Source organism: Hahella sp. HNIBRBA332 (assembly GCF_030719035.1).
Classification (GTDB): Bacteria; Pseudomonadota; Gammaproteobacteria; order Pseudomonadales; family Oleiphilaceae; genus Hahella.
In genome coordinates, this window is record NZ_CP132203.1 from 2,889,045 (window position 1) to 2,910,000 (window position 20,956).

The following is a 20,956-nucleotide window of genomic DNA, read 5'->3' on the forward strand; positions in this document are numbered from 1 at the left end:
ATGCGCACCATTTATCACGACGGCGGCTCCATCAATGACCACGTCCTGATTGTCGTATGTAGTATTATCCGGGCCTATAGTGGTCGCTGATTTTATATATACTTCCGCGTGAAGCTGAGCCGCTAGAAGGCTGGCTAACGTCAATAGGCTCAATATGAGCTTCTTCTTTATTCCGCCCAATTTGTTACTTCCTTTACAACTTAATAATTCAACGTTTGGCATAGTTCGGCTTGAAAACAGCTATTTGTTAATTGCGTATAAATTCTGTTCGAGGGCTACTCATTGCATTTCAATAACGACATTCTCGTTATCCACTGAAAAGCGACTTCGTCCTAATAGCTCAGCATTTTCGCTTTCACTTAAAATCCTGAAAGCGACATACTCTTCTTCCTGTTGGTCAAAAACGCCATTAAGAGGATCAGCAAGACGCCAGTGGCGACCATCATGGAATAAAGCCCAATTGTGATAGTCAACGCCGGAAATCACTGTAGCTGGTCGGGAGGCGACAAATCCGCCTAATGGAATGGCCGAGATGCCTAGCTTGCGTAGAATGGCGACATAGGCGTATGTGTATTCAGTACAATCCCCGGTTTTATTGCCGAGCGCCCACACCGCTCCTTTTTCTTCTTTTATGTAATCAGATGGTTGCAGATGCTGTGTTAACCAGTCAAAAACCGCTTTGGGTTGACGTTCAAAAGGGATATTTTCAAAGAGTTTCGCGACCTCACGAACTTCGGGACTATCGACCTCTATATATTTTTCATTCTTTAGCCATAACTTAGGATCTATTGTGATAGACGCTAAGGGCAGCATAGTTAGCTCTGCGTTAATAGTGATATTTCTGGCTTCATATGAGGCCAGTTGATCCATTTTATAAATGAGCGTTTGATTCGAAATTGCATCAGTGGTCTTTTCATATCCTTGGGGTCCGTTCAATGTGGCCAGACGTTGCATTGGATAATCAATAATTGGCGCAAATAAGTTGATAGATATGTCTCTTGCGAATGCTCGCCTTTTGTTCTTGACCGTAAACTGATATCGAATCAACTTTTTAGTAGGCGAAGAAAGACTACCCATGTGCGCGGTTACTTGCCTGTATAGATTCACTCCATTCCAGGCGCCCAAGCCTAAGCACAGGGTCAACGCGACAGGAAATATTACGACCGCTATAAATCGTATTGGCGTCATATAATTAGTGCTTCCTTTGGCCTACTCTCCGCCTCGACAACGGTATCGGTCAGGGATTGAGCGCCTTTTTTCCTGAACTTTCGCCAGGCTTTCAAAGTGCTGCTCAATGGTTTCTGGACTGGCGTCATATGTGTACAGATTGCGATATTGGCTTTCTGTGTATTCTTCCAATGTCCCTTCGAGCATGATTACAGGCAGATTGCGCGATACTTCATCGCCTCCAAGCGCTTTGGCCAAAGCCATAGCGAAACTCTTCTCTCCGACAATAGGCAACACAGGAATATTGTCAGGCACATAGCGACGAACACGGTCGTACCATGACTGCCCCGCTATTAACTTAGCGTCGCCGCCTGTTAGCGCCACGACGAACTCAATTTCTGTTAGTTTGGACAGCGCAGCAATATCTTCAGGCAGTCCGGCAAGTTTATTCCCTGATAGCCGCCAAGCATGCAGGCCTCCACGCACGATTTTGACATCAATAAATCCGGCTTCTTTAAGACGGGCGCAGAGCTGCGCATTTTGACGAGTCAATACGCCCTTATTAACAAGCAATAAAGATCTGTTTTTCAGAGTACGTTGATGAAAAAGGAAGTTACCCGGAAGGTTAATGGAGCCGGGTACGAAAGCTTTCTCGAAATCATTGGGGCTGCGAGTATCTACAACGGTAACTCTACCCAGATCTACCGCATCAATATCATCAAAGCATGAGTAATCTTCAGGTAACGCTGAAACTTCGTATGACGTCGCGTTATCTATATATTCTTGCTCCAGGCGACATGCACCAGAACGTTCTTCTGAATGAGCGGCTGTGGACAGAACAAGAGTCAGCGGGAATATGGAGGCAAGGATCACGCGAACGAAAAGCGTCGCCGAAAGATGTATGTAAAATTTAGACATTACGTCCCCTGTAAAGACACCGCTGACAGCAATAACACTATGCAGTCTTGATGGCTAACTCCCTTTAGCGGAATTTACCCCAGACACCTAACCGGCGCGCAATATATCAAAAGCTAACAGCAATTAAAATTCGTTAAGGTTTCCGTAATGTTTAATTTATCAAAATTTTACATTTCTACACATTACCTTACCCTAACCAAGCCTAAAAAATACTCCAGCACTCTCCACCCCGTACGCCGCCGTCCCTTCAATAACGCACTCTTCGGCCAGCTCAGCCAGTTGATAAAACACGTTACGTCCAATCAACGCCTCCATCCCTGAGCGCACTAAAACATAGGGGGACGGCTCTTCGGTGATGGAATCTATATGCACTCTGACCGGGTGTTCCTCGGAGACCAGAACGCTTTCGTCCAGATTGGTTGTGAGCATGATGCACGGCTGGTCTGCGTCGTTTTTATAACGCTCCATTGCAGTGATCACAAAAGGGGCGTCTTCCACTTCTATTCTGGCTTTTTCGACTGGCGTGACCAGAAAATATTCATTTCCCTCTTTCCTGAGGACACTGGCGAATAGCTTGACCAAGGCCGTGCGCTCAATAGGGTTACCTTGGTAGAACCACTTGCCGTCACGTTGAATTTTGATATCAACGCTGACCTCTACTGTCGGATTCCAGGACTCGATTGGAGGTCGCTTGGCGCTGGAAATGGCCGCCAATTGCTCTGACAGTTCCGCGGCGGAACGTATCGGGGAATGTTGATCACTCAAAATTGAACTCCTGTTAGCGCCCAAATAACGCCAGATAAGACCGGAATACTACAGACCACGCTGCCATTCCTGACGCAAGCGTATCTGTTCCGGATGACTGATGGTCATATCCACCTGCTGCAGCAATTTCTCTTTATCTTTTCCGAGTACGCCTTTAAGCACTAGATAATTGGAGGCATGATCGCTACGAAAGATGGTCTTGTTAAGTTCGGTAGCGGCGAGAAAAGTCCTGACTTCCCTGAACAGCTCTTGTTGAGTCGGCATATCAAAGTCATCAAAACTCGCGCGCAGCCGCTCTTCCCCCAGCGGAAAAGAAACAACTAACATGGAAAGGTAATCGGGCTGCGCTTCATTCACCAACCTGGCGCTGTTGAGCGCATGTTGCTCCGCGTATCGACGCCCGCCCAAGCCATTTAATATCATTACCGAGCTACGCAACCCCGCCTGTTTTATTTTCAGCAAGGCATCGACAGTGCTTTCCCGGGTTTCGCCTTTCATAACTTTGGCCAAGACCAAATCATCGCCGGATTCCGCACCTACGTATAGCAAATCCAGGCCAAGCGCTTTCAGTTCAGCCAGTTCTTCAGTGCTCTTCTTCTTGATATTCCTTGGCAGGCAGTATGAGGATACTCGCTGCAAATCAGGAAAATATTGATTCAGCCACTGCAATATCTGCTTCAGACGACGGGTCGAAAGCACCATCGCATCACCGTCCGCAAGAAAAACCCTGCGCACGTGGGACGCAGTGTGGGCCACTTTTATGATGTCTTGCAGCACATCGTCTTCCGGTTTTGCTTTGAATTTCTTCTGTGAGGAAGTGTACATTTACAGGATAGTACAAGAAAAAAGGTACCAAACCCGACTTTTACTATCCACTTCATGCGCTTGCATTTGGTACCCATACCAATAAAAAAGTACTAAAAGAAATTCAAACCGATAACTTTTTTCGACTTAAGTCACTCAGTTCAAATAGCTTTGCCTAAGGCTTATAACTTCACTCCGATACCGTCCATACAATCGCAGATTCTGATAGTAGCCGCTCTGAAGACTTGTTTGTCTTGTAGAAGTCAGACTATTAACCATCAGATCTCCTAACGGCGTAGAGTCAGGATTATAGCTATCAATTGATTCACCAAACCCTTGCCCCTGTGGGCTTTCGTCCAACAGAACTGGCTCTATTAATTGCTTTTGCTTGTGAACCACTCTTGCCTCAGGCAGATCCTCTGCTATTCGTTTTGCGTAGGCGATTAGTGTTGGTTCGGCCAGTGTGAATAAATATCCTTTCAAGTCCTGCGAACTTTCCCTACGCAAGACTCGCCCTAAAATTTGTCGGTAATGCAACTCCGTTTTTATGCGAGTTAAGTGACAACATACTTGCAACCTTGGAATATTAGTCCCCTCGCTGATCATTCCAACAGACACAATCCAGGGGGTATCATTGTTCTTAAACTGAGTGATAAGTGAAGCGGACTCAGATTCTTGATAGGTTACTAGAACCACTGGCTGTTCAGTTTTCGACTGAAGATAGTCCCGAATATACTCCGCGTGTGATACAGAAGAAGCTACAATGAGGCCTCCTGCACGGGGGTTAACTTTACGAAGTTGAAACAGTTTCTGTTGAGCTAGCTCAAGCAAGCCCTCCACAATGGAAGGATGCTCAATTAATTGATGATATGAATAGCTAGAATGTGAAAGAAGTTGCTCTATACTGGTAAAAACTTTAGAAGAGCCCTGGTCCGAGATCCATTTGATACAGTCATTATCTACCACAGTAATTTGAGGCAAGCGACAAACCCCATCGTCAATTGCTGATAGCATCCCATAGGTGTAATCGCACCGAATTTGAAGGTCTTCATTTGAGTACTGCGACAGCACAATTGGGAGCTGGTCAGAGCGCCAAGGAGTTCCTGTCAATGATAACGTATAAGAAGCTTGGCACCTGATACGCTGCAATATGGTCGCCCCCCAAGCATTGGCATTACTCATTTCACTCCCAGCGCAGTGATGAATTTCGTCGAAGATCACAAGTACACGATATTCTTCAATGATCTTCCATAGTTGGGGACTAATAGTTAGCATGGCTTGATAAGTCATTGACCAGCCACGAGCCCCTATTTGGCCATCAAACCTAGCGTTTAAGCGACACTCCAAAGCATCTCGAAAATCAAGGGCGACCACAACAGATGGAGAAAAGCAAAGGACATAGTCAACCATACCTGCCTTAACCATATGGTTTGCGACTTCAGTTGCTAGTACCGTTTTACCCGCCCCAGGTGTAGCGAGACACAGATAGTGCCGGCGAGTTCGATAGTGCTCAATCGCATGCTCAAGACAGTCACGCTGCCACTGACGTAGATTCATGGATGATAGTAACTTGTCAGGAGACGGCAATAAGCGCCTCAAGCGCTTTTACCTTTCCTAAAATCTTTGAACTCTGATCACGTACGCTATCGTACCGGCTTTGTAACTCGGACTTTAACTCAGGAAAAGCCTCATATAGAGCTTCATACTCTTCCGACTCCCCTAGGCTCGTTAATAAGTCCAAGCGATAGCCTTGTAATCTGTCGATAAGCTGATGCTTCAAACTATCACTGACAGAAGAGGAAGCTGATTCTTTACTGTCCTGACTTTCAGTAACGTTGACAGAAAGCGGAACTTTTTTCTCAATTGCGAGTTCGCGAAAATGCTCCGTTTTCTGATAACGATGCTCACGACAGTTTTCAGAAGAAGAAATCTTTTCTAACAGCCCATGCTTCAAAAGACGCAGTATCTGACGATACACGGTACGCCGAGCTTCTATTATTGATAAGTTTAAGGCTCTCGACTTTTCCAAATATGCGTCACGTAACTCCGTGACTGTAAAGCTATCAAAACCAGGATTACACAAGACATCAGCGATATCGACGTCGATCTTTATTTGGGACTGATTCATAACCACCTTAAATAAGCTTTCTCATGACTCTTAAAACAAGAGCCATCCACATGTCTCGAATTTCGAGACAGTCTACTATGTCTCTAATAATGAGACAATGCGCCAATCTAGAAACTCAATTGCCTATGAGACCCTGCGAGACTGGTTAAAAAGCAGACGCAAAGACTCTGGGATGAATATCCGCACGCTAGCTGAAAAGCTTGGTGTATCGCATAGTATTGTGGGAAAAATCGAAGATGGAAGCCGAAAACTAGACATCTTTGAGTTTGTTGAAATCTGCCAGGCTTTAGGCTTAGATCCTCAACAAGAGATGGGCATAATAGTTAATGCCTTAAAAGCATCTTCTCAAAGACTAAAACTTCAACATAAGATCTAATTTTATTCTCTGAGCATTCTGCTCAAAATGCCAGCCGACTAATGCAATTATACAACTGTTACAGATTAGCTTCCTACAACTGTCGGGCAAACCTCTGGAAAGAACAACTAACCAAACATAAACCTACTCTTACCAAGGGGGACGCACAATTGAAGATTTCAACCCCGTTATAATTGCCTAGTGGGGACTTAGCCCAGAGAGTTATGAGGCATCGAAAGTCGCTTAGTGACGTGTCTAATCTTTGTGGACAGGATCAGAAGCTTCTTGCCTCCTCAATATGATCAGTAGAAAGGGCGTTCATACCCAATTGGTAAGCTACATCAAGTTCGAAGGTGCGCGCAGTGGTTGACGAACAGATATTCCACAAACCCTGCGCAGCTCCTTTTTGGCATAGGCTAGTAAAAGTTTTCCATTGACCCTCGACGAACGTTATGGCAATCCCTATCGCCAGAACTAATACAATTATGGGATGGTTTAACGCGCGCTGCTTACTCTTTTCCCACAAGGTGGGGACGACTGTGACATTGCTTAGTTCCTGCTGTTTGCCAGAGTTCATTGTGGAGTCCCTTATTTACCAAGAGGAGCCTGCTGTTTAGAGATTATAGTTGAATCGTTATATAGGGACTGATGGTGTGAATAATCGGGCTTTGGTAATTAGGGGCACTACAAATACGCCTTAAAGATGCCGTTCAGTAACCTATTAGGTTAAAAATGAGGACGAAATTTCCGATATCAGTGTTATAACATTATGAATAAAAAGGAAATATCTGCACGGAAGGTCTTTTGTGTATTCCAACTTGGCTTTTACCCCGCAAAACAATAGTATCTTTCATAAGCTGTTATCGGTGGTGTCAGAGGGGCCGATACTTCAGAACGTGTCTTGCAACTCGCCCTGATGTCCTTCCTCTTCTTTCCCCGTCGTACCAGTGACAATCCACTTACACTGGAGGTTATATGAGATCTAATCTCATTCCCCTGGCTGTTGTGGTGCTCACTATGACTATTGCCCTGCTATGCTCGGCGTCGTTCATCTATTGGCTTTCGGGAGACCTTCGGGTTGCCTTCCTTGGGCTAATACCTGCTGCAGCGGCGACAAAAGCAATGGTGGCGGTGGTGAGAAAAGTAGGCACGTGACAACACGCGCCGGCGTTCGCGCCGGCGTTATTTGCGTGTCTGGGAGGTGTTATGAAATCAATGAGGGTGAAGATTAACTTCCGCCTTAAAAGCGATACTGGTACATGGAAAGTATTCACGGTTCAGAGAGTCCCAGGAAAGAACAGCCCGAAGCAGATTCATTTGGGATACGTCCCTAGTACCGATATCATCCGATCCCGTGATCGAGAAAAGCTTGTTAGTCAGTTACGGCGAAAATGTAAGGCGATATACGGCTTTTCAGAAGCAAGGCTCAAAAAGATGGATATAGACTGGAGCGATGCAGATGAGAAGTTTCGGAAGAAGATGGCTGCTGTGGTAGCAGAGAAAGCTACTGCTCCTGTGGCCCGCCTTCAGTATCCAGGAGCACGGAAAGGCTTGCTAATTGCCTTGGCTGAAGTAGCTCAGAATCTTGATGAAATACAGACAAAATCCTGGCTGTCGCAATACGCAAACACAGAGCCACTTTTAGCTGTGGTGTTAGCTGTGGCCTATTTAAATTCCGCGAACAAAACACAATTAGCGGAGATGACGGGCTATTCACAATCCAAGACATATCATTGGTTGGTATTTGCCCTATCAGAAGGTTTGATAAAAGAAAGTACAGGGGTCGATAATCGAACTAAGTATTTTGAGTTGGATGATTGGGGGAGATCCATCCTAACCACGCCACCTGCGGACATAGACATCCCTTTAACTCGGCAATTTAAACGAGAATGAGAATCAATATACAGGTAGTATATCCTACATTAAACTTAGGAAAGGGCTCTCCACCAGGGGAGCCCTTTTTTGATTCTGTGATTTGGCCATGTCAGATCGGCAAATACTTCAGAACGTGTCTTGCACTGAGGAGCCTATCTTTCTTGAAGTTGAGTAGTAAAGTTAGCTTTACTGATTTCGCGTAATTGGGGCACTACAAAACTACCCCGGCGGCCCTCTCCCCAGGTCTGAATTTTTGACAATTTAGTGCCGCAAAAAGATAGAAAGAGAGGCGTCAAGTTTTCGTTACTAGCTGGGTAGTATGTACTACTTTCATACAAAATGAACGATTTAAAATACTAATAAAAACAATAACATAAATTATTTCATAAAATATGAAATCCATTTTACACAAGCAGGATGACAAGGTATTGAAATCCTGGCTCGTCTAAAATGAGGAAATTTGATTTGTATGTGTTCCTAAATAGGTAAAATAGTGATAAACAAGGTGCAATGAGACATAACGAAAACGCAAAATGCGTAGTTGACAGGGGTTGGAATACGCTAGATGAAAACTATTTCCGTTGCTGGTTGCTCGTCTACCTATTTAAGGGACATTAACTGGGAACAGGCTATCTCTAGACGTCCTAAACTTCTGGATGAAGAAGAGGATCTGCCAAAGTATTTACTACTGCCAGAAGTTCAGCGAGTGCTAGCCGAGGCCCTTAACGATCACTTAAACCTATTTCTGGATACTCTGTGGCATACAGGGGCGAAGGTTGGTGAAGCGTTAGCTTTGACGCCTAGCTCGTTTCACCTCAGTGGTGATTCTGATGTATTACTACGGTCGGCGGGAAAACTTGGGAAGAGTGATAATGTAAGTGTAGAGCGCTTTGTTCCATTGACTGATGCAGATTATCTGCAGAAAGTTAGGCGATATATCGTTACTAACAAGGTGAGGCCGCAGGAGCCGTTGTTCAGATATTCTGTTCGGTACTACCGCAAACTACTCGATCAGCTAATTCTTGGCCTGGGCACAGCGATTGCCGTCCCCGTTACCCTACAAACCTTCCGTCACTCGTTTGCGGTTAACTTGGTGCTGCATGGTTTGGATATCCAGAGAGTACAAAAGTTACTAGGAATCGCACATATAAAGAACACTGTTGTCTATGCGAAGGTGTTGTCTGGTGATTTACATAGCCAGATGAAAGACGTGAGATTCCATTTATAAGGAGGCTCATACTTTGATTCGTTGGGTTCATCCGGTGAAAAGGCGTTTTTATCGAGCTTCCTTACAAGTAGACCTTTTTGGTGGCCTCTATATACAGCTTGCATGAGGAAGTTTGGATAGTAAACGTGGAAATTCGATGAGAGTACCCTGCCCTACTATATCTGATGCGAGGAGTGAGTTACGCCTTATTTTCAGGGTACGGCGCAAGCATGGCTATCTGCTGTTCCCTTAAAGGAGCCGAACTTCCGGGTTGAACATTTGTTCAATCTGGAAGTGTGGCCTGCCAGGGGTTCGGGGGGGGGCGGCAAAGAGCCCCCCTGAGCTACCGCGCTTCGCTTGCTGGCAAAGCGTACAGAACAAAATGAATTTTGCCCTATACGCTCCGCTTTTCGGGTATCTAAGCAGTGAATCGCTCCGGTTTTGTCGGAGGCAGTTTTATTTGAGTCTTGCGGGATGCTGCTCAGCTACAAACTCACTACGACTTCTCTTCCCAGAACAGTAAAGGGTCCAAGCCAGCCCAAAACATATGAGGGAGTTTCGGAATGTCAGCTCCCTTATTATTAATAGAGGCATGTTTAGCCATGGCTCCAGCATACTTTTTGAATATGGGCTCCACTAACTCCATGTACTTACTACTATTGAAGCTATAGGTTCGTATAGGTTTAGAAATCTGTCGAAACTGCAATGTCACATAGCTGTCTTCACCAGTCCCCTCTTTTTTGTTTTCATATACGAATGAGTCGTAATCGTTCTCAAGTGCCCACTGACGCAGTTTAACGGACAAATTGACCCAGACGATTTCATAGTATCTCTGATCCTTCGTATCAATCCCTAGGGTCTGTTGACGTTTCACATCGGCAGCCATAAATACCCACAAGCCATGGCTACCATACTTTCATAGTTCCTCTTCAACTTGTCATACCTCGTCGCGATGGCCCGGTACTGCTTGAGTCGGGCGAAGGCGTTCTCCACCAAATGGCGACACTTGTATAAACCCCAATCCATATCGTCATTGCCTTTGACAGAGTTTCGCTTTCTCGGTATCACGGCCCTGGCTCCCTTCCTTTCGATCTGTGCCCGCACTCGTTCACTGTCGTAGCCTTTGTCTCCGACAACCGCTTCTGACAAGGGAAGCTTTTCAATCAACTCCGCCGCTGCCGTACAGTCATTGACTTCGCCTCCTGTGATCTCAAATTCCACAGGAAGACCATAGGCATCCACGGCCAGATGCACTTTCGTGGTATTGCCCGCCCGACTCTTACCAATCGCCTGAGACTCTTCCGTGCAGGCTCCTGCGCTGTGCTGATGGGCCTTCACATAGCTGCCATCAATAAACTCCCATTCCAAATCCGGCTCGCGGATCAAGCCCCGGAAGATCCTCAACCACTTGCCTTGGGCAGACCAGGAATTGAATTTTTTGAACACCGAATTCCAGTCGCCAAACTGCCCTGGCAAGTCTCGCCAGGGACACCCCGTCCGCATTCGGTACAACATGCCTTCCACCATCATTCGTAGTGTGGGCTTGTTATAGATTCGCTCTTGCAGCATGATCTCTTTCAGCTTCGACCAAAGCTCGTCACTGAGCATCAATCGGGGCATCGCAAACTCGTCTTGTTGTTGGTGTGGGAACCGCAATATGACGAGTTTGCGCCTATCTATCACCTATGACGAAACGTCAACACGCCCTAGGGCTTTAAGCCTTTGCCTTCGCTTAGAAAATTCATGTTTGAAAACTTGATTGTCTTTTTGCTTTTTAAAGATGTAATCAATTTCTGGCTCCTTCATAAGACTAGCGATCTGAACAGGATAGATAATTCCGGTAAAGGGGGGAAAAAAGCTCAGCCAGCAGCTTTCGTTGTTCAGCCGTTATATCACTAGGGGCGAATATCCCCAATCCACCACTTGCTATGGGGTCATCATCCCAACTGTCTTCCAGTCTTAGCGATCTGGTTATGTTCACACCGACTTCATAGATTGATAGACGTGATGCGAATTCGCAGAATTCCCTGAGTGTTTGCGCAACGGTCTGAAACCTAGGGAGGCTATTGGAGGAGTGACCTCTTATTGCGAAAAGGCCGTCATTGGTAAGCGCTCGGTCAGCGAGTGCAGCAAACATACCCTCCACCCTTTGGACAGCGGCTAATTTAGAGCCAAGATGCCTCATTATTGATTCTGTAGAACTTGATGACGAGCTGAAAAATAGATTCATCCTATGTAACGCCTCATACAAAAATAATCCGTTAATGCTCCTGTTAGAAACCATATAGGATTACTATTCATACCATTCAAATTACCGATCACAACAAATATCGGGTGATAAAGTTTTCTGTGAGTGACTGGGCTTAAGTCCTCTGGCGGTAATGTAGGAAACTCCTACGACAACGCTCTGCCGACAATTATCAACCGCTTTCGCAAGGCACGGGTTATCCACAATAGCAGGCCCTCGAAAGGGCTGGATGAAATCGAACAGGCTACCCTCACTTGAGTGAAGCGGTTCCACAATCATCGATTGTTACAGCCGATTTGAGATGTACCTCTCGTCGTATACGAAAACCCGCGGATAACCCCAGGTAAGCTCAATGTCGGAAGGAATAAGACTGTGAATCAACTCTTCTTGCATGCCACTACAATCCCCTTTCCGATTAGTGAACCAGACCAATTATAGATTTCAGCTAACTGATCCTACCCACAAAGATTAGACACGTCATTAAGCGACTTTCGATGCATCATAACTCTCTGGGCTGAGATACCCATTTGCGCTATGAAGGCGGGTCCGATTGTAATCCACTTCGATATACTCAAACACGGCTTCACGCATTTCTTGTCGGGTTGCGTACCGCTCTCCGTGAATCGCTTCCACTTTCAGGGAGTGAAAGAAGCTTTCCACACAGGCATTGTCATAGCAATTGCCTTTGCCGCTCATGCTGCAACGAAGCCCATGCGCCTGAATCAACGTCTGATAGGCTTCTGAGCAATATTGGGAACCTCGATCTGAATGGACGATCACCCCTTTGGGCTGACGTCGACGCCACAACGCCATGCGCAAGGCGTCACAGACCAACTCCGATTTCATTCGCTCGCTCATCGCCCAGCCTATGACTTTACGGCTGAACAGGTCCAGCACGACGGCTAGATACAGCCAACCTTCTTCCGTCCACAAATAGGGGTGAGTAGGCCGGCGGACTCTCACCGCCAGCCCCTCGCAGAACCGTACATGACACTCTCGCGTCATACGGCTCCCATCATTCGGCCTTTTGCTTGGTTACTCCAGTGCACGAAGGCATGCGGGTAACGTTGTTTCAGTGTATCAAGGTATCGCCATGCTCTGGTTTTGCGCCTTGCGAAGGATTTGAACTTGCGCATTAGCCACCGAACCAGATATCCATCGAAGCCCTTACCAACAGCCTCCAGCTTTGAACGATAGAACCGTCCATAGTATTGCCACCACCCTCTCAGTACAGGGTTAAACATACGTGATAAATCCATCAGCGACTTGTCGTTCTTTAACTGCAAGCGCCAACTACGGATTTTCCGCCGCATGTCTTTCAAGGCTGCTGGACTGACTGCCGGTAAGAAGTTGACGTAAACGCGCCCGTATTTGTCCACTGCTTTTCGAGGACGAAAACTGTAACCCAGAAAGCTGAACTCAATGCTCTCGTGATTGGTCGTACGATTGACATCCTTACAATACACAATGCGCGTTTTCCCCGGATGGATCTGCAAGCCACAGTCAACCAATCGCCGACTGACTTGGGCAAGCACCCATTCAGCTTGACGCTGGCTTTTGCAGTGGATCACACCATCATCCGCATAGCGACACAATCGCACGCTTCGACAGCGCTCTTTGATCCAACGATCCAGTGCGTAGTGCAGAAACAGGTTGGCTAGCACCGGACTGATCACACCCCCTTGAGGGGTACCCCGATCGCGTTGCTGTTCTTGCCCATCTGGACCTACCATCGGCGCTTTTAACCAGCGCTCAATGTAGAGCGCCACCCAAGGTATCTGACAGTGGCGTCTCACCGCACGCATCAGCAGGTCATGGTCGATATTATCGAACAACCCTTTGATATCAAACTCAATCACCCAATCATACTCCCAGCATCGCCGCCGCACCGTCGTCAGCGCATCATGCGCTGAACGATTGGGCCTATAGCCGTAGGAGTTTTCATGGAAGATCGGCTCTACCAGGGGTTCAAAAATCTTCTTCGCCACTGTCTGCGCGATACGATCCGATACCGTCGGGATACCCAGAACACGCTCGCCGCCGCTCTTCTTTGGGATCGCGACACCCCTGACCGCCGGAGGAAAATAGCTCCCCGACGACAGGCGATTCCAGATCCGATAAAGGTTCGGCCCCAAACGCTGCTCAAACTGCTGCAGCGACTGTCCATCGACTCCCGCTACTCCTCGGTTCGCTCTAACATCTTTGAACGCCTCCCAAACTAGAGACTTCTCAATCACAAATGGCTTTGCCTTACTCATCAGTTCATCCTGCTCGCGCAGTTGACCAACAAGCTCGGCTGAATGACGCCGCCCCTTCGCTCCACGGCCATTACAGCCCCTTCAATGCTACTACGAGCGGCTCCGCCCCTTGATGACACATCGGTACTATCGGCCTCGCCTTGTGAGCTTGTGCTTTTCCCTTGGCATTGCCATCGAAGGTTCCCGCAGTTCCATGAGAGAGCCCAAAACAGGATCACGCCGCCTCTCTGCCGGATACCATGCGGCCCATCAACAGGCACTGTCCGCACTGATCCCGGAGCAACATCACTCCCCGGTTTTGGTATCATCTGAGTGGTTTCGACAATTGAACGGCGGTTCACGGTTGTTCGTCTTCCTGTTTCACACCTGACGCCTTATTGGCGCCTTTTCCTTATCGCTCACGACCACGGCTTTTGGCCATCGCCGCATAAGGTGGTTTGTCATCAGCACCTGTATGCCGATGACGAGGGGTCACAATCCCTCATCTCTCCCGCAGCTTGCTGCGGCACACTGATGTCACCCGCCCATTTTTGATTTATCTCCGTTGCATTAAAGTCCTGCTGAAGAAGGTTTTCCGCCACAGGCAGGCTATGCCTGGAGTGAGTGGTGGCCTTAAACTTTCTGGCGGCTTTCGCTCTCAAGCCCAAGCGTTGCATGCTTCTGGCCACCGTTTTACGGTTAGCATGGACTCCCTGTTGCGCCAAGTCTTTGGTCAGCCGAGGCGCCCCATTACGCTTTTTAGCTTTATCAAAAGCGGCCCCAACCTGGATGTCCAGGGATTGCTGACGCTGTCGTCGCAGAGAAGGGGCTTTCTGTCGATGGAGCCAAACATAGTAGCCGCTTCTTGAGACCTGAAGCGCTCTCGCCATGCAAGTGACGCGGAAAAGGCTCGTGTGAGAGTGCATAAAGGCGTACCTCACTTCACGCTTTTGGCGAAGTACGCCGCCGCTTTTTTTAACACGGCAAGCTCTTCCGCCTGTTCAGCCAACTGACGCTTCAGGCGGGCGTTTTCCTGGGCCAGTTGCTGTTCCGTTTCGCCACGATCCTGCGCCAGCCGCGCTTTACTGCGCCAATTGTAAAGTTGTGACTCGTGCAGACCCAATTGCCTTGCGGCGGCGCTCACGCCGATACGTTGAGCTAGCGCCAGGGCTTCCGCCTTGTACTCGTCGGAATAACGTTGGCGAGATTTGGAGTTTGATGTTTTCTGTTTGGTCATAGTTCACCTCTGTAGCTTAGTGTACTCGCTTAACAGGGTGTCTATCATTGGTGGGTAGGATCATTATTTAGCTGCAGCGGCGTTGGATAGTGGAACGCAGCTTTGGCTGAAAAGCGTGCTTTCGGCGGTTGAGCCGAGATTATGAGCGTCTGTCGGCCGCTTTCACTTCATTGCATTTGTGTGCCTGATGCTGCCGACGGAGATGAAGGCATTAGCAGCATCAGGGGTGTCTATGAATTAAGTGGGTTAATAACAGCCTCTAGTCCTCCCCCAATAAGTTTTTCCAGGGTCAGCAGACAGGTCTGCGCCATCATTATCGTCTATAGGGCTTCGCGGTTTTGAAAGCTCTTCGTTAACAGCAGATGGCTCTCTCTCAAGCACAGCCAAAACAGTTTGGAGTTTTTCTTGAGGGATCAGCATAAGTTCGCTATTAAGCCCTTTCGCAATGAGTTCCAGGGTATCCAGTCTGGGGTTTCCTCTGGACTCTAAGCGCTGATATTGCTGGCGGGAGACGCCTACGCGGAACATCATATCGCTCTGCTTTAGACCGAGCGTCAGTCGCCGCTTTTTTAACTGTTTGAGTAATGAGCTCATCTTTGTAAACTTATATGTTGCATTTGAGTGTAGTGGTCTAATAGTCCCGGACACATTAATAAGAGACAATACCTGTCAACGATTAAGGTGTCAGCATGAGTCAGAAAAGGTCGTATAAGCAGTATCCAAAAGAGTTTAAAGAAGAGGCCGTTTCCTTGGTGCGCGACCAAGGTTATTCCGTTCCAGAAGCGGCTAAATCCCTCGGCATTAGCGCCAATATGCTCTACAAGTGGAAGGAAAAAATTGAAGCTCAGCTTGAAAACCAGGTTCTGGCTGAAGACGAGCGCGCCGAGTTAAAACGGCTTCGCAAAGAAAACAAAGAGCTGCGCATGGAAAAGGAAATTCTAAAAAAGGCTTCGGCCTTCTTCGCGAAAGAAATGAAATAAAGTTCGCCTTCATTCAAGCAGAGTCGAGTCGCTTCCCAGTGAAAGTGCTTTGCCGGGCTCTGCGTGCAAGTCGATCAGCCTACTATGCCTGGCGTCGGCGCTGCGCGCCGGTGATCCGGTTTGATGAACTTCATCTGCATCGGCGAATGAAGCGACTGTTTAACGCTTCTCGAAGCAGTCTGGGCAGTCGAGAGATGATGAAGAAGCTACGCGAAGAAGGCTTTCAGATAGGGCGTTATCGGGTTCGCAAGCTCATGAAGAGGTTGGGTCTTCAGGTCACTCAACGCGTTGCTTACAAGGCCACGACAAGGCGCAAGCATCATCATGCGGTTGCGGATAACTTGTTGAATCAGAATTTTAATCCTACAGCGCCCAATCAGGTTTGGGCTGGCGATGTGACCTATCTAAAAACAGGGGAAGGCTGGATGTATCTGGCCATTGTCATGGATTTATATTCTCGAAGGATCGTCGGGTGGCGCATCGACAAGCGCATGACAACAAGCCTGGTCAGCCAAGCGCTGATCAAGGCTTACAATTTGCGGAAGCCGCCCAAGGGCGTGGTATTCCATAGCGACAGGGGCTCTCAGTACACCAGCGGACATTATCGAAAGCTGCTGGAAAAGTATGAAATCAGGGCGAGTATGGGTGATGTGGGAGCCTGTTGGGACAATGCGGTGGTTGAGCGCTTTTTTGGCAGCCTTAAGCATGACTGGATATTAAAAATCCCTCAGCCTACCCGGGAGCACATGAAGCAGGATGTGGCAGCCTACATGAGATATTACAACCTCGAAAGACTGCATACGGCGAACAATGATATGTCGCCGGTTAATTATGAAAACTCTCTCAGGAAAGTGTCCGGTGAGGTTTGACCAGAACACAGTTTCAGTCGCTGGTTTCGAGCCTTGATATGTAGGGAAGTTGTGACTACTCTTTTTTTTCTACCTTTGCCCATAATTATTTATCAAGGAGGCTGCGTGACTAAATTAGTATGCTTGCACTTATCCGACTTGCATTGGGGGCACAGCCAATTTACATATAATTGGCCAAAAGTACGGGAAAAATTAATAAAGGATCTTCCCTTACTTTTAAAAAAATACAGTCTATCAAATATTGATATTGTGTTATTCACGGGCGATCTAACGAATCATGGGACAAGGGAACATTTCGAAGGATTTCAGGGGTGCATTGATGATCTTTGGAGACAATTGGATCTTAGAGATGCCAAGTTATTAGCCATTCCAGGTAATCATGATCTAGAACGAAATCCTCAAGGCCACAAAGACAGCGATGAGTTAGCACTAAAACGAAGCTGGGAATTTATTAAAGAGCACTTTTGGGAGAACCAAAATGATCCTCGCCGAACATATGTAGAAAACCGTTTTTCCAACTACCGTGACTGGTGGAAAAACTGTCCTCAGCGAGCGGAGGTAGAAGATGGTATTTTGATTGGCGACTTCGCAGCCACAGTAAAGAAAGATGGGATCAATTTCGGTTTTTTGGGATTAAACACAGCTTTTCTTCAGCTCACAGGAGGCGACTTTGAAGGTAAGCTGGATTTTGGTTTACAACAATTTCATCAGCCTTGTCAATCAAACGGCCCTGAATGGGTACAACGACAACACATGAGTATTGTTCTGACACATCATCCAGTTTCATGGTTATATTCTGATCGAGGTAATAAGTTTAATGTAGAGGTTTTAGAGGGAATCAATATTCATCTCCACGGTCACATGCACGAGCATATTGGTAAATCGGAGCAGACTGGTGGGCTACCTCCAAGGCATCGTTACCAATGTGCATCCTTGTGCGGAATAAAGACTTATAAGGACCAAGGCCGAAGTTGTGTAAACCGCACTCACGGCTATGCTCTGATCGTCTTTGAGTACAATGACAAAGAAAGCGCCGTCAGGGTATATCCAAGAATATTGGAAGATAAAAGCGGAGCCTTGAGTTTCGAGCGTTATTCCCAACTCCTTGAATGCCAAAAAGATTGGTTCGAGTATAAGTTTCCAAGAAGCGGATCAACTGAATCTTCTGATAAAGGACCCAGCCCTGCAATTTCACCAGCTGGGTGCTATCCGCTCAATCATGAGTACCGTGTTTTTAACGGTAAACTCCCAACAGTTGGTCGATCCGAAGCTGAGGCTTTAGAGAAGGCTACGTTATTTGGAGGACGATCCAAGGAAAATTCATTACGATTCACTGCTATTAAATCGACTATTGCTAAGCACTCTTTTGATCGCCAATTGGTTGATACTGTTTGTGAAGAGATCAGAGACTTTAGTGCTTCGGTAAGAAGTTATTCGATCCGGTCTCCCCATGGTGCCGGATTATCAATTGCCCTCGCACAAGTTGTGCGGGATCTGTACCAGGAAGAACATATCAAAGTTTTTTGGACTATTGATGATCTCCCTAAAACCAGTGAATTGCTTGATAAGCTCTCGGAAGAAACAGCGGAAATGTACTATTCATATGTTTCAAGTCGATTTCAGCATATACAAAATATTGTATTTGTGATTGATGACGTATCGGAGGTAGAGCCTGCACTAGCCCATAATCTCCTGATATTTAGGGATCATTTGAAGGATTTGGTAAGCGAGTCTTCTTGTCCTAGTGTAACATTCGTGTTCGGTTCGTTTGGAGATATTCCCACCCTTAGCGAAGATGGTACTTTTGATCTAAAGCTTACTGAGGTGGATCGGAATCGGTGCTATGAAAAAATGGCATTACACGCCCCCCAAATGATTGAAGGGTTACCTGGCGGAGTCGCTGAGATACTGAAACTGCACCCGGAAAGCAAGGGGTTCCGTGATGATGCTCAGGCTTTCATAGATTTTCTTCTTGAGCATGGCCGCCCAAAGGTCGTAGCAGCAAATCACTGGCTTGCTCGGATTGATGATCTCTCTGAAAATGACAAGAATATACTCGCTAAAATTGCAACTTCTCAGTTGATCGGATTGAGCATAGAAGAATCGGTTGTTAAGAAATTATTTTCCTCGTATTTTCCAGCGGAGCTAGATAATGCTGAGCAGCTTGCTCGTCGGGTTCGAGGGTTGACCCTAGTCCCGGGAGAATGGAGTGGCATAGGATTATCTTGTGCGCGACGAGCGCGCAGTATACTAGAGAGATTAAGTAAGTTTTCTTTTGATTATATGCGAGCTACCTACTCTGAATTAATCGGTACTGCACTAGATAATGCTGATAAGAATACCAAGGCTTACTCATTGGAATTCGCTCGACACATTTTTCAGCGTCTCAGTAAAAATGAGTTCTACCAGTTCGAAGAAAAATCCCGCTTGTCTAGAGAACTTTTGGAAGAGCATCTTACCAAATTGCGTTTATCTTCCGAAGGATGGGAAATGTTTGAGAAAGCAAAGTGGGCTGGTACTTTATCAGCCGTTTTAACGCAGACACCAGCAATGATAAGGAGTTCTGACCTTTGCTTGACGGAAACATACACGTTCATTTTAGCTCTCTGCGAAAGCGCAAGAGTCCCATTGTCAGACCTTAACGATGCATCCGTTCCTAGAATTTTACTAAGCCTATATAGGGCGAATCGCAGAATGTTAATGTGGGCTAGTGAGGAAGATTTACAGAGTGTTCAGAGGGTGACCAAGGGCTTGCAATACTCCTGTACTACTGAAGATCTCTGCAGCATCGTGAATAATATTTTGTCAAGTGGCGCTGCGGAAAGAGCATACCGTGCAAACGAGCTTGTTCACGCCCGTTTCCAATTTGAGGACGCCGCCCAAGGGAAAAAGAATTATAGTTACTACAAGTCAATGAAACTCTTCTTTTCAAAAGTAGAGAACGTTTTTAAACAGAATGCTTGTGAAATCGATGCCGCAAATTGGCTCAAGAAATCGGAGTATGTGATACCCCCGAAGGAAAAAGCGAAATGTTTTATTCTAGCCAAGGAGTGCACAAGAAAACACCCAATAACTCAAGGAACATGGGAAGAGAAAATTGCTAAAGCCGTGACTCGGTTAATTGATAAAAACCCCGGCCTTGACGAGTTACTAGGTACGAAATTATTCGAAAGGCTCACATCATGAACACTACACGTATCGGGGTTATTGAGGTTGGTAGCCGCTCAGTCCGTTACCTTGTAATTGATGTTCCAGAGCGCCTTCAGGACTTTATACTTGTTAAAAATGCAAATGCAGAACATGGAGTGGATCCTCGTCAAGTGGAAGTGCGTGATATCGATAAATTAAACGCAGTTATAGAGCGACTTTCCACAGACTTACTAACGCACTCATGCGATATGACTTGTGTGTATGGAACTGCATTATGTCGGTTAATTGAAAAAGAGTTTCCGGGACGACTGTCAGAAAAAATCCATGTTCTTTCAACAGAAGAAGAAGGGAAAGCGGCGTGGATTACAGGATTTCTATGTCAGAACGAAGAAAGTAATCGTCAACCGATTTCTGTTATAGATCTCGGTAACGGTAGTACCGAAATAGTGCGGGGAGCTTGGGATGGTTCTGGAATTGTAGACTTAAAAACAGTTAGTTTTCCTGTAGGCAGCTCTTGGCTCGTTGATATCTACAGCAAAAACGAGAAAAAATATACGAAATTCCTACAAGACATATTATCCTCGGTGGCAAAAAATCTTCGACAGAAGGGCATAGAGAAGAGCAATGATGGTGTTGTCTATGTAGCTGGCGGTGTTGTGACGAAGATAGCTTGGCAAATGGTTCGAGAGAATGATACTGACCTGTACAGGCCAGAAGCGGTAAATGGTGTTATAGTCAAGCTAGATGATTTAACAGACTGGTTTGCGAAAACAAGTCGGGATTACAAACTCAGTCCACTAGCAGTACAGAAAACCATAGATCCCAGACGTAATACCGAGAAAGAGGCACTACGGACTTTATCCGGCGGCCCCTATATCTGGGGACTAGTGACCACAGTTCATGCCGGCGAAACGTTCTTAACAACTGGCTATGGTCTTCGGCATGGTATAGCATTCTTACTTAAAAATGAGCTGATACCGCATTAATCGAAGAATTTGCATTCGTCACGAGCCACT

Annotated in this window: 19 protein-coding genes and 1 pseudogene; 6 read left to right on the forward strand and 14 right to left on the reverse strand. The window is 46.6% G+C overall.

Annotation, left to right across the window (positions count from 1 at the left end; genetic code table 11):
- Nucleotides 1-279 precede the first annotated feature (279 nt).
- The 6 genes from O5O45_RS12825 to O5O45_RS12850 all read right to left on the reverse strand — a co-directional run bounded on the left by O5O45_RS12825 (nt 280) and on the right by O5O45_RS12850 (nt 5,782).
- Nucleotides 280-1,188, reverse strand: coding sequence for a transglutaminase-like domain-containing protein (locus O5O45_RS12825; protein WP_305905616.1), 909 nt, complete (start codon nt 1,186-1,188; stop codon nt 280-282).
- A gap of 21 nt (nt 1,189-1,209) precedes the next feature.
- Nucleotides 1,210-2,085: a rhodanese-like domain-containing protein gene (locus O5O45_RS12830; protein WP_305905617.1), complete on the reverse strand. Its 876-nt coding sequence runs from the start codon at nt 2,083-2,085 to the stop codon at nt 1,210-1,212.
- Nucleotides 2,086-2,277: 192 nt separating this feature from the next.
- Nucleotides 2,278-2,850: a DUF1285 domain-containing protein gene (locus O5O45_RS12835; RefSeq protein WP_305905618.1), complete on the reverse strand. Its 573-nt coding sequence runs from the start codon at nt 2,848-2,850 to the stop codon at nt 2,278-2,280.
- Nucleotides 2,851-2,898: 48 nt separating this feature from the next.
- Nucleotides 2,899-3,675: a radical SAM protein gene (locus O5O45_RS12840; protein WP_305905619.1), complete on the reverse strand. Its 777-nt coding sequence runs from the start codon at nt 3,673-3,675 to the stop codon at nt 2,899-2,901.
- A gap of 135 nt (nt 3,676-3,810) precedes the next feature.
- Nucleotides 3,811-5,211 (reverse strand): DEAD/DEAH box helicase, encoded by a 1,401-nt coding sequence (locus tag O5O45_RS12845; RefSeq protein ID WP_305905620.1) that lies wholly within the window; start codon nt 5,209-5,211, stop codon nt 3,811-3,813.
- Between the two features lie 16 nt (nt 5,212-5,227).
- Nucleotides 5,228-5,782, reverse strand: coding sequence for a hypothetical protein (locus O5O45_RS12850; protein ID WP_305905621.1), 555 nt, complete (start codon nt 5,780-5,782; stop codon nt 5,228-5,230).
- Between the two features lie 97 nt (nt 5,783-5,879).
- Between O5O45_RS12850 and O5O45_RS12855 the strand changes: the two genes are divergently transcribed.
- Nucleotides 5,880-6,158, forward strand: coding sequence for a helix-turn-helix domain-containing protein (locus tag O5O45_RS12855; protein WP_305905622.1), 279 nt, complete (start codon nt 5,880-5,882; stop codon nt 6,156-6,158).
- A 253-nt stretch (nt 6,159-6,411) separates the two neighbouring features.
- Here the strand turns inward: O5O45_RS12855 and O5O45_RS12860 are convergent, their stop codons facing one another.
- On the reverse strand, nt 6,412-6,714 hold the full coding sequence (locus O5O45_RS12860; protein ID WP_305905623.1) for a hypothetical protein: 303 nt from the start codon (nt 6,712-6,714) through the stop codon (nt 6,412-6,414).
- A 629-nt stretch (nt 6,715-7,343) separates the two neighbouring features.
- On the opposite strand from O5O45_RS12860, the gene O5O45_RS12865 reads away from it, so the two are divergent.
- A complete protein-coding gene (locus O5O45_RS12865) occupies nt 7,344-8,030 on the forward strand; it encodes a hypothetical protein (protein ID WP_305905624.1) in 687 nt (228 codons plus the stop codon).
- A gap of 547 nt (nt 8,031-8,577) precedes the next feature.
- A complete protein-coding gene (locus O5O45_RS12870) occupies nt 8,578-9,240 on the forward strand; it encodes a tyrosine-type recombinase/integrase (protein ID WP_305905625.1) in 663 nt (220 codons plus the stop codon).
- 475 nt (nt 9,241-9,715) lie between these two features.
- Here O5O45_RS12870 and O5O45_RS12875 read toward each other — a convergent pair whose 3' ends face one another.
- The 7 genes and pseudogenes from O5O45_RS12875 to O5O45_RS12900 all read right to left on the reverse strand — a co-directional run bounded on the left by O5O45_RS12875 (nt 9,716) and on the right by O5O45_RS12900 (nt 15,535).
- Nucleotides 9,716-10,105: a hypothetical protein gene (locus O5O45_RS12875; protein WP_305905626.1), complete on the reverse strand. Its 390-nt coding sequence runs from the start codon at nt 10,103-10,105 to the stop codon at nt 9,716-9,718.
- Nucleotides 10,090-10,839 carry an IS5 family transposase gene (locus tag O5O45_RS12880; protein WP_305902294.1) on the reverse strand — a complete coding sequence of 250 codons (750 nt, stop codon included), beginning with the start codon at nt 10,837-10,839 and terminating at the stop codon, nt 10,090-10,092. The genes O5O45_RS12875 and O5O45_RS12880 overlap by 16 nt, the downstream gene beginning before the upstream one ends.
- Before the next feature lie 1,108 nt (nt 10,840-11,947).
- A pseudogene (locus tag O5O45_RS12885) lies at nt 11,948-12,403 on the reverse strand (IS3 family transposase); the annotation flags it as partial.
- Nucleotides 12,404-12,468: 65 nt separating this feature from the next.
- Entirely contained in the window at nt 12,469-13,725 is a 1,257-nt protein-coding gene (gene ltrA, locus O5O45_RS12890) for a group II intron reverse transcriptase/maturase (RefSeq protein ID WP_305902285.1), read from the reverse strand.
- Between the two features lie 443 nt (nt 13,726-14,168).
- A complete protein-coding gene (locus O5O45_RS31975) occupies nt 14,169-14,630 on the reverse strand; it encodes an IS3 family transposase (protein WP_371747977.1) in 462 nt (153 codons plus the stop codon).
- An 11-nt stretch (nt 14,631-14,641) separates the two neighbouring features.
- Nucleotides 14,642-14,941 carry a transposase gene (locus O5O45_RS31980; protein ID WP_371747976.1) on the reverse strand — a complete coding sequence of 100 codons (300 nt, stop codon included), beginning with the start codon at nt 14,939-14,941 and terminating at the stop codon, nt 14,642-14,644.
- A 246-nt stretch (nt 14,942-15,187) separates the two neighbouring features.
- Complete coding sequence (locus O5O45_RS12900; RefSeq protein WP_305905627.1) at nt 15,188-15,535, reverse strand: helix-turn-helix transcriptional regulator; 348 nt, start codon at nt 15,533-15,535, stop codon at nt 15,188-15,190.
- Between the two features lie 95 nt (nt 15,536-15,630).
- Here O5O45_RS12900 and O5O45_RS12905 point away from each other — a divergent pair.
- From O5O45_RS12905 to O5O45_RS12915, 3 genes are all read left to right on the forward strand, one after another.
- A protein-coding gene (locus O5O45_RS12905) for an IS3 family transposase (RefSeq protein WP_305905628.1) occupies nt 15,631-16,790 on the forward strand; the annotation gives its coding sequence in 2 pieces (ribosomal slippage) (nt 15,631-15,895 and nt 15,895-16,790; 1,161 coding nt in all).
- Nucleotides 16,791-16,895: 105 nt separating this feature from the next.
- Nucleotides 16,896-19,976, forward strand: a complete 3,081-nt coding sequence (locus O5O45_RS12910; RefSeq protein ID WP_305905629.1) for a metallophosphoesterase family protein — start codon at nt 16,896-16,898, stop codon at nt 19,974-19,976.
- The gene (locus O5O45_RS12915) at nt 19,973-20,926 is read left to right on the forward strand and encodes a hypothetical protein (RefSeq protein WP_305905630.1); all 954 of its coding nucleotides are present in this window, start codon (nt 19,973-19,975) and stop codon (nt 20,924-20,926) included. Before O5O45_RS12910 ends, O5O45_RS12915 begins: the two co-directional genes overlap by 4 nt.
- The last annotated feature ends 30 nt before the right edge of the window (nt 20,927-20,956 follow it).